The organism is Chloroflexaceae bacterium (genome assembly GCA_025057155.1).
Classification (GTDB): domain Bacteria; phylum Chloroflexota; class Chloroflexia; order Chloroflexales; family Chloroflexaceae; genus JACAEO01.
Window position 1 is genome coordinate 32824 of record JANWYD010000028.1, and the last position, 9492, is coordinate 42315.

Sequence of the window (9492 nt, forward strand, 5' to 3'; positions counted from 1 at the left end):
CGGGGCTGTTTTAGTAACAGTCCGAGGGCGCTGTGAAGGGCGCAGCCCTCTGCGATCCATTGGTTCCGTTCGCGGCGGCAGACTCGTCCTGGCTGTGCCATGGCGCGCGCCCGCCGCAGGCGCAACAGGGGTTGCGGGCGGGCGGCGCCTCCCCGCCCCCATCCGACGGGAACGTAGGTGTGAACCAGGTGTGAGATGTACAGCGCATCAACCCGACCAGCAACAGGCCCATAATCAGGTAGACGCCCCGGTATGACCATGGTTCCGGAAGAAGCATCGCGCTCAACAGCGCCGCCGAGAGGATCGCCGGCAGTACCGGCGCCCAGGCGCCGAACGCGCCCCTGGAGAAGCGACCACAGGCTGCCAGCGCCACCGCCGGCAGCGCCAGGAGGCTGAGGTCGTGGGCGTGTAGATGGGGCGCGACCAGCAGGGTCAGCACAACGGCCGCTCCGACGCTGGTCATCTCCATACGCGCATCACCTCGTTGCCAGAGCCATGTGATGGCCGTGATCCCCAGCAGGAATGCGCCCCATTTGATCACGTTTCGCGCCGTCGGGTCCAGGCCGGGCGCCGCGCGTGCTAGCGCGCCGGTGAGGTTGTACATTGCATCCTGGTTCAGGCCAAAACCCTCGCCCGCATTGCTCAAGGCGATGAGCGCCAGGTAGTCCCGCACGCCCTCCACGCCGACAAGGGCCACGCTAAGCGCCCCCAGGCCCCCCGCCGAAAGCAGCAACCCTGGCGCGGCGCGGGGGCGGGCAAGCAGCATCGGCACGCCCAGGGCCAGGGTCAGATGCGGTTTGATCACCGTGAGACCCAGGGCCAGCCCCGCCAGCAGGGGGCGTTGGGCGCGCAGTGCCGCCATCCAGCCGGCCATTCCCAGCAGAATCAGGGCGGTGTCCTGACCTTTCAATAGGCTGATGAAGGTTGGGTAGAAGATCAGCAGCCCGACGAGCACCAGAAGCGCATCGCCTGATGCTGGTCGTCGGGCGCGTCTCGATGGATCAGGCGCAGCATTGGCGGGCGCGCTTTCCTGAAGGTGCATTCTGGCGAGAATGAGGGCCGCGATGGCCGCCACTACCGTCATCATCCCCACCCAGCGCAGGTACGAGGCCCGATAATCACCGTCAATGCACAGGCCAAGGATCGGCGCGAGAAATGGTGGATGATTGAACGGCAACAGACCATTCGCAAAGAAGGCGCCGCCGACGAGGGCATGCTGGATGGCCCGTTGCCGGTCCAGGTCGTACAACTCGCTGAGCGGCGCCGTATTGGCCAGCCGTCCGGCGGTATAGAAACTCAAAAAATCGACGCCGCGCAGCCAGGGGTCGGCCAGGAGGCCGGTCAGGAGCATAGCGTAAAACCCGCCGCTCAGTCCGGCGAGAGCCAGGGTGATGGCGACCGGCATCCGCCGGCGGCGTGGGCGCCCGGATGAGGGCGTCGCAGGCGATGCTTCAAGAGCCGACGACTCAGTGGCAGGCGGCGATGAGGGGGCCATAACGTTCCCGTGCTTGCGCGAAAGCGACATCCTTTACCCGCAGTGTACCCTACGGAGCGTACCAGCAAGCTAAAGGGGCGCGCTGGATAATGGGGTGTGGAGGTGTGGAGGTGTGGAGGTGTAGCGAATTCGTCATACGAGCACCGTTGCGACTGGCGCGGGATCACCAGATGCTCTTCCGGCTTCTCCGGCCTGCTGCGGGCTAACGCCCTCAGGGACTTTTCTGAAATCAGCCAGGGCTTATGAAGATTAAGAATTAAATCCGGTATAGCCCCCGCGCAGGCGGGCTTCAGCGGTAGCCTGCGGCTTCAGCCGCCGGGCTATAGGGCGAATACCGGTTTATATTCTTAATCTTCATTAGTAGTCTGTGAGCGAAGTTTGCTTGCCTTTCCGCCCCCCTTCCCAACCTCCCCCTGTCGGGGGAGGAACCGGACTCCCTCCCCCAGCGGGGGAGGGTTGGGGAGGGGGCGGAGGCGCCGAAAAACTTCGTTCACAGAGTAATTAGCCCGCAGCGTTCGGCGGTACCGGAGTCTAATGCTTAAAGATCATCAGATGATCTCAGGCCGGATCATGATACCGCGCGAAGATGTTCGCCGGATGTTCCAGGTCCGGGAAGGGAGCGCGGCGCATCAATGGTTCCTCCGGCGCTGCTGATGCAGGCGTACCGGCGCCCTTCAAACGGAAGATCGAATGCGATGCGTATTGTAGCATTCTCCGGCTTGGTGTGCGCTGCGATTGTGGTATAGTGCCGGAAGCGAGGGTTGGGGAGGGCGCGGGGAAACCCGGTTTCCCCGTGCTCCCGCCCGCAGGGAGGGTCCGGGAGGGGGAAACCCTCCCAGGAGAAAACTTCTTCGGACCTCACCGGCTTGCCAGATCTGTGAGTTCTGGGAGGCAGGCACGATGACCGACGCGATTGCCCCGGAGCGGCTGGCGGCCCTGCGTGCCTGGTGCGCGCAGCGTGGGATCGTGGTCGCGGCGCTCTTCGGCTCGCGCGCCACCGGGCGCGCGAGCGAGCAGAGCGACTACGACCTGGCGCTCACCCCCGCCCCCCCTCCCGCCGAACGGCTGGACTGGCAGGCGGAGCTGGAGGCCATCCTCGACCGGGACGTGGATCTGGTCTTCCTGTCACCCGAAACCGACCCGGTGCTGGGCTGGGAGATCGCCCGCAATGGCCGCCTGCTCTACGAGGCCCGCCCGGGGGACTGGGCGGCCTGGCGCGCCCGGCTCTGGCACGCCTACAACGACGCGCTGCCCTTCCGCCGCGCTCTGGAGGAGTCCCTGCGGCGCTACGCCGAGGAGGTGCGGCGTGTCACGTGAGGTGCTGGCGCGCAAACTGGCCCGGCTCCGCTTCATCGCCGAAGCGGAACAGTGGAAGACGGAGGAAGATCAGGCGTAACCTGCCTGCCTCCGAAGTCGCGTGTGGATCATCCCTGGAAACATCCTTCCACTATAATAGAACCGATGCCTGATAGCGGAGTCCAGGGGATGCTCACGGACATACGCTCTGCCCCCACCGTTCCCGCTCTGAGCCGCCTGCGGCCCGCCTGGCGCAGCCTTGCCTTACTGGCGGGGCTGACCCTCCTGGGCATGGGCTTGCGCCTGTTTCGTCTGCATTACGCTGGCTACTGGCACGACGAAGTGATCTCCATCTTCGCCGCTCGGGCCTCCGCGGGTGAGATCTACCGCTCAATCACCGCCAGTGACACCCATCCGCCCCTCTACCACATCCTCCTGCACTTCTGGGGTCGCCTGTTCGGCTATGAATTGATAGCCGCGCGGCTCTTTTCGGTCGTGCTCAGCACGCTGTGCATTCCGGTCACCTGGCTGCTGGGTCGCGCTCTCGCCGGTCCCGGAGCGGGCCTGCTGGCCGCCGCGCTGATGGCGCTCTCCCCCTTTCAGATCTTTCATGGCCAGCAGGCGCGGATGTACCCGCTGCTCACCCTCGCAGCGCTACTGGCGTTGCTCAGTTTCTGGCATGCCTGGGAGAAAGGAGCCGTGTGGCGCTGGGCGCTCTTCGCCCTGGCGACGGCTGCCGGCTTCTACACGCACGTCTACTTCAGCTTCTCGGCGCTGGGCCTGGGCCTGTGGGCGATCTACGTCAGCGCCCGCCAGCGGCGGATTGACCAGCGGGCCTGGACGGGCCTGATCCTCGCGACTTGCGTGGCCGTGCTCCTGTTTGTCCCCTTCCTGCCGACCATGCTCGCGCTGACCGGCGGCGTGGTCAGCAACTTCTGGATCCGCGCCAACACGCCGCTCGACTGGTTATTCGCCTTGATCGCCATCCTGAACAACGCAACCGCCCTCGATGGGCGCGCGCCATATGGAGTGTTGCTGTTCCTCTACGTGGCAGCCGCCGGCGCCCTGGTGCTGGCGGCCAGCGTGGCTTTGCGCGGCTGCCGGCGGGCCGATCCCGCCTGGCGCGGCTGGAGTTTGCTGCTCTTCGCCATCCTCACGCCCTGCCTGACGGCCACGCTGCTCTCGCTGACGGTGCGGCCAATCCTCCTCGACCGCTCGCTGATCGGCGTCAGCGGGCCGCTCTTCGTCCTGCTAGGCTGGACCGCCGTTCGTGGCTGGGCGCGTCCCCTGACCCGCATCACTGCGGTCGCCACGTTGAGCAGCGTGCTCATCGGGTTGACCCTGACGTACCCGGTGAGCCCCCGACCCCACTCGCTCCAACCACTCATCGAAACCGTCTTCCGCGAGCGTCAACCCGGCGACGCAGTTATCGTGCTCGACTGGCAGAGTTTCGACCTTACAGCCCTGCTGTACCCCGACGCGCCGGATGTCTATGTCGGCTCATCGGAAGCCGACATCGCCTACTGGCAACGCCGGATGGCGTTCATGGGCTGGCACACCCCGGACCAGGTCGGCCCGCCCGCAGCCTACGCCGGGCGTGTCCGGCGGATCTGGGTTCTGGGCACGCCCTATACCTATCCGGAGACGTGGAACGCCGTCACGTCCTGGCTGGACGCTCACGGGCGCGTGGTAGAGGAGCGGGAGATGGCGGCGGGCGAGGTCGGATGGCTCCTCGTCTATGCAATGGCGCCGGCGCCGTGAGGGGCCGCTTATACCAACGTCCGTTGAACGCCGTGCGCGCACATCAGCGCCAGCGCTCACCGGGATGCCATATCCGGCAATCCAAAATCCAAAATCCCCAATCCAAAATCGTATTACCCTGTCGGTTTGGCGATCGACGTGTCCCACCAGCGCAGGCGCAGGGACAGGACGCCGCCGAGGAGGCTGTAGAAGATGATCAAAAATCTAATTATTAATGCAACTGATAGGGCGCCCGCCATTGGCACACCGTAGCTGGTGAGGATCAAGACGTAAGCGCCTTCCATTGCTCCCAGGCCATTTATGCTGATCGGAATAAGCAAAGTTAATGACCCGCCGATAACAAGCCAGATAGCCATTTCCGGTGCATAATATAGTGTTAAAGCACAAAGAGTGCTGGCATGAGCTAGAACCAGGAATAAGGCCGATAGAACTGAGAGGCCATAGGATGCCAGGATGAGGCGCAACCGTTCAGTTCTTGCTAGTTCTTGTATTGTTACAGAATTGGGGATTAGTTTAGAGCGATAATTCTGTATCCAGCTTCTTATAATATCCGAATCTCGCTTCCAGATCAGGATTAATATGATCATGCCAGTCAGTAGAAATATATGTGTAAGAATTTTTAATCGCTCCGATGACATGCTATTAAATATATCCTTTGCTAAAGGCGGAAGACCAAGAGCAAGTCCTGGCACAATAAATATCAAAAGACCAAGCAAGCCCAATATTCTGTCAAGTGTAACAGACCAGATAGCCTGCCAGAATGATAAATGTTTGCTCAGGAGCGCTGCGCGAATGCCATCTCCTCCGATGCCTGTAGGCAGAAAGTTATTACTAAAAATACCGGCGCCGTAGTAGCTGAGTATAACCGCAAAAGATAAACATCTTGGCGGAATTAGTAGTTTCCAGCGAAGCGTATTGATCAAATGACTAAATAATACACACAATATAGCGATGAATAGCCAATTCCAGTTTGCACTGCGGGCCGTTTTCTCGAGAGAGGACCAATCGGTTGTTGCGCTTAACCAAAGTAATAGTCCAGATGTCAGGATAATCTGGATTGCCCGGATTAAGGATGTTTTATTGATCATGCAAATGCCTGTTTAAAACGATCTCCGAGGGCTGCAGGATGATCCTGGGATGAACTATTTCCTTTCGGCAAGAACGAAAATTTCGTCGCCAATACGTGAGGAATTAAGTGTGAATAAGACGTAGATCAAGTTGGCAATCAGTCTCCGGGTCGGTCCAAAAGATCCGGATGTTCCGCGACCTCCCGTAAGATTGAGAACGTCACGATAAAGCGGTGAATAGAAGGGGAATCCCCATTCGACAACCTTGCGCACCTGTAAGCCTGTTGCCTCAACTTTGCCAACTAGCTCGCCATAAGCATAGTTGCGCACGTGGCCAACCGCTTTAGTTTCAAAACGACGCATTCGCCCCTGAACTGTTGATATCACAAGGTATTTGCCAGTCATTGCAGCCAGGTGGCGTAGCGCCGCTCGATCGTCAGGAATGTGTTCCAGCACTTCGCTGCAAATAACTAGATCAAATTGATGGTTCAGGTTCCCACGCTCCAGGTCAAAAACCAGATACGTGCCGCCGGGTACTTGCCAGCGCGCCATGCGTATCGCAGAGGTCGAGAAGTCAGCGCCGTACAACCTGGCCCGGGGAAATTCTCGACGCATCTCAGCAAGCAATGATCCCTGTCCACAGCCAACATCCAGCACTGTATCAAACTGTAGCGGCCTCACCAGAGAGAGGATGTTGCGCCGAATGTGGCGAGACATAGGACCATAACGCTTCATTTCATCCCAGACTTGCCATAGATCATTGTAATCTTTTGCGTCCATGCAGTTTTGAATGTCGATATCCATATCGGTTCAGTCCTATGGTTCTAAAAAACTGATTTATCTTCCCCACGTTCGAACACAAACTCGTTGATCCCCGTCGGCGTCGCGTCCGGCACGACCCGCAGCAGGCGAAAGCCCAGGGGGGTGACAAACGCTGCAACTTCGTCGGCGGTCGCGTACTCGTAGGGATAGCCGCCCACCCAGTCAATCACGTCGTACCAGAAGTCCATCCCCCGTTGCTTTTCCAGCGGATTGCGCCGGGTTACGAGCAGCTCGGCAATGTAGATCAGCGCCGCAAACGGCGGGATCACCCCTCGCTGCACCCAGGCGGGAGCCTGATTGTAGGATCGCTTGATAATGCGCCAGATTGGCGACGTCATGTGCCGTTTGTAGATCCCCAGGACCAGGACGCCCCCCGGCGCCACCAGGCGCGTCGTGTTGCGAATGGCGTCCCACATAGCCCCCGTGTGGTGCAGCGAGCCCCAGGCGTAGACCAGATCGAAACGTCCGAGTTTTTCGAGCGCCTGCTGATCCAGAATCGATATTTGCAGAAAGGTGATGGGCGCCTCCGGGCGCAGCCGGGCGCGGTTCGCTTCCGATGCCGCAATCGAGCGCGGGTTGATGTCAATGCCCACTACCTGCCTGGCGCCAAGACAGTGCGCCGCGATGGTGAAGAGACCGCTGCCGCAACCAATATCAAGGACCGAGGCGCCGTCCAGACGATCCCGCTGCAATAACTCCCGGAGCGACTGCATGGCCGTCGTGAGCCGTTGCTCGTTGATCAGGGCATCCGAGAACGCCTGCCAGTTGGCCCCGAAGTCGAAGCCCGGCACAGATGGCGTGGTGGTTGATGAATGCGAGTAACCCATGGCTCCCTGGTTCTAGGTTGTGGAACTGTGGAGGTGTGGAGATGTGGAGCTGTAGAAATATTGCCCGGTCCCGCACCTCCACACCTCTACATCTCCACACCTCCACACCTCCACACCTCCAGCATCAGCAGCGCCCAGAGCTTCTTGCCGTGGTTGGCGCGCCCGCTCTGGTGCGCGGCGAGGAGGGCCTGCACCGCTTCGGGGCGCAGCCAGGTGCGCAGCGCCTCGCTCCGCAGCCGCTCCTCCGCCCAGTCGCGCAACTCGCCGCGCAGCCACTGGCCCACCGGCACGCCGAAGCCTTGCTTGCCCCGCGCCGCCACCGCCGGGGGCAGTTTGTCGCCAAAGGCCGCCCGCAGCAGCCACTTCCCGCGCCGTCCGCGCACCTTGAAGCGCGCCGGCAGCCGTGCGGTCCATTCCACCCACTCGGCGTCGAGGAAGGGCGCCCGCGCCTCCAGCGAGTGGGCCATGGTCATGCGGTCGGTCTTCGGCAGCAGGTCGCCCGCCAGGTAGGTAACGTGGTCGGCGGCCAGGGTGCGGTCGAGCAGGCTCTCGGCCCGCGCGCCGTCGTAGGCCGCGGCGATCCAGTCGGCGCTGTCCACCCCGGCCAGCGCCGCGCGCAACTCGGGCTGGTAGAGGTCCAGTTTCTCGGTATGGGTAAAGTACGACCCCCAGCGGGCCAGCGAGGCTTTGTGGGTGGTGGCCGAGAATTGCCCCAGGCGCTTAAGGCCGGTGAGCGGGTTGCGATCCTCGGGCAGCCAGGCCGGCTCAGGGAGCAGGGCCGCCGCAGCCGGCACGGCCTGCTGAGTCACCCAGCGCGGCAGGGCGGCGTAGGGGCGCAGCCAGCCGTCGAGCACGTAGCGCCGGTAGCCCGCCAGGGTCTCGTCGCCGCCGTCGCCGCTGAGGGCCACCGTCACGTGCTGGCGAGTCTGCCGGGCCAGTTCGTAGAGCGGCAGAGCCGCCGGGTCGGCGAAGGGTTCGTCCACCGCGCGCGCCACGCCTTCGATCACCGCTGTGAGATCGGCAGGTCGGAAGATGAACTCGTGGTGCTCCGTACCGTAACGGACGGCGACCTGCCGGGCGTACCCGGTTTCGGAGAAGTGGCGCTCCTCGAAGCCGATGGAGAAGGTGCGCACCGGCGCGCTCGTCCGTTCAGCCATCAGGGCCACGATGATGGACGAGTCGATCCCGCCGCTGAGGAAGGCCCCCAGGGGCACGTCGCTGACCAGTTGCCGCTCGACCGCGGCAGGCAGCAGCAGGCGCGCCTGTTCAATTGCCTCCTCATCGCTCAGGTTCCATTTCGGCTCGAAGGCCAGTTGCCACCAGCGCTCGACCACGGGGGCCTTGCCGGCTTCGAGCACCAGTTTGTGCGCTGCCGGCAGGCGCCGGATGCCAGCGTAGATCGTCAACGGGTCGGGAATATACTGGAGGGTCAGATAGTGGTGCAGGGCCAGCAGGTCCACCTCGCGCTCGACCCAGGGCACGGCCAGCAGGGCCTTGGCCTCGGAGCCCCAGACCAGGCCCCGGGGTCCGTGGCTCCAGTAGAGCGGCTTTTCACCCATGCGGTCGCGGGCGAGCAGCAGGCGCCGGCGCGGCGCGTCCCAGAGGGCGAAGGCGAACATGCCGTTGAGCCGGAGGAGCATGGCGTCGCCCCACTGCTCGTAGGCGTGGACGAGCACCTCGGTGTCGCTGTGGGTGGCGAAGCGGTGGCCCAGGCGCTCAAGCTCGGCGCGCAGATCGCGGAAGTTGTAGATCTCGCCGTTGAAGACCACGGCTATGCTGCCGTCTTCATTGAAGATCGGCTGATCGCCGCCGCTCAGGTCAATGATCGCCAGGCGGCGCATGGCCATGCCCAGGGGCCCGGCCAGGAAGACCCCGGCGCTGTCCGGGCCGCGGTGGCGCAGCGCGGCGTTCATGCGCTCCAGCGCCGCGCGCTCGACCGGCTGCCCGTCATTTCGCCAGATGCCGCAGATGCCGCACACGATCGAGGCTCCCTTCTGCGCGATGGTTTACCGGAGGCATTGTAGCAAGCGGGTGTTACCGGTGTAGCAAGCAGGCATATGGTTGCGCTGCGCAGCCTCTTGCGCACCTGTTGGGGGGCGGGCGCAGACCTCCGTTTTGTTCCACCCTCTGTAAACACAGTCTTGCGCTACACCCTCGCCCCCTCCCCAACCCTCCCCCGCTGGGGGAGGGAGTCCGGCTCCTCCCCCCAACGGGGGGAGGCTGG

Annotated in this window: 7 protein-coding genes; 2 read left to right on the forward strand and 5 right to left on the reverse strand. The window is 62.9% G+C overall.

The features are described 5' to 3' along the window. Positions 1 to 10: 10 nt before the first annotated feature. Complete coding sequence (locus NZU74_19155; protein MCS6883452.1) at positions 11 to 1495, reverse strand: DUF2029 domain-containing protein; 1485 nt, start codon at positions 1493 to 1495, stop codon at positions 11 to 13. Positions 1496 to 2395: 900 nt separating this feature from the next. Here NZU74_19155 and NZU74_19160 point away from each other — a divergent pair. Both NZU74_19160 and NZU74_19165 read left to right on the forward strand, forming a co-directional pair. Further along, positions 2396 to 2812, forward strand: coding sequence for a nucleotidyltransferase domain-containing protein (locus NZU74_19160; protein MCS6883453.1), 417 nt, complete (start codon positions 2396 to 2398; stop codon positions 2810 to 2812). A 168-nt stretch (positions 2813 to 2980) separates the two neighbouring features. After that, a complete protein-coding gene (locus NZU74_19165; protein MCS6883454.1) occupies positions 2981 to 4552 on the forward strand; it encodes a glycosyltransferase family 39 protein in 1572 nt (523 codons plus the stop codon). 113 nt (positions 4553 to 4665) lie between these two features. On the opposite strand, the gene NZU74_19170 is transcribed toward NZU74_19165, so the two are convergent. The 4 genes from NZU74_19170 to asnB form a co-directional block, all read right to left on the reverse strand. Next, positions 4666 to 5640: a flippase-like domain-containing protein gene (locus NZU74_19170; protein MCS6883455.1), complete on the reverse strand. Its 975-nt coding sequence runs from the start codon at positions 5638 to 5640 to the stop codon at positions 4666 to 4668. Between the two features lie 54 nt (positions 5641 to 5694). Beyond that, positions 5695 to 6423, reverse strand: a complete 729-nt coding sequence (locus tag NZU74_19175) for a class I SAM-dependent methyltransferase (GenBank protein ID MCS6883456.1) — start codon at positions 6421 to 6423, stop codon at positions 5695 to 5697. A gap of 20 nt (positions 6424 to 6443) precedes the next feature. Next, positions 6444 to 7268 carry a class I SAM-dependent methyltransferase gene (locus NZU74_19180; protein ID MCS6883457.1) on the reverse strand — a complete coding sequence of 275 codons (825 nt, stop codon included), beginning with the start codon at positions 7266 to 7268 and terminating at the stop codon, positions 6444 to 6446. An 86-nt stretch (positions 7269 to 7354) separates the two neighbouring features. Then, on the reverse strand, positions 7355 to 9247 hold the full coding sequence (asnB, locus tag NZU74_19185; GenBank protein MCS6883458.1) for an asparagine synthase (glutamine-hydrolyzing): 1893 nt from the start codon (positions 9245 to 9247) through the stop codon (positions 7355 to 7357). Positions 9248 to 9492 lie beyond the last annotated feature (245 nt).

Bases quoted from the DNA above. Each gene is read 5' to 3' on its own strand.
- NZU74_19155 (MCS6883452.1), bottom strand. From the start codon at position 1,495: ATGGCCCCCTCATCGCCGCCTGCCACTGAGTCGTCGGCTCTTGAAGCA.
- NZU74_19160 (MCS6883453.1), top strand. From the start codon at position 2,396: ATGACCGACGCGATTGCCCCGGAGCGGCTGGCGGCCCTGCGTGCCTGG.
- NZU74_19165 (MCS6883454.1), top strand. From the start codon at position 2,981: ATGCTCACGGACATACGCTCTGCCCCCACCGTTCCCGCTCTGAGCCGC.
- NZU74_19170 (MCS6883455.1), bottom strand. From the start codon at position 5,640: ATGATCAATAAAACATCCTTAATCCGGGCAATCCAGATTATCCTGACA.
- NZU74_19175 (MCS6883456.1), bottom strand. From the start codon at position 6,423: ATGGATATCGACATTCAAAACTGCATGGACGCAAAAGATTACAATGAT.
- NZU74_19180 (MCS6883457.1), bottom strand. From the start codon at position 7,268: ATGGGTTACTCGCATTCATCAACCACCACGCCATCTGTGCCGGGCTTC.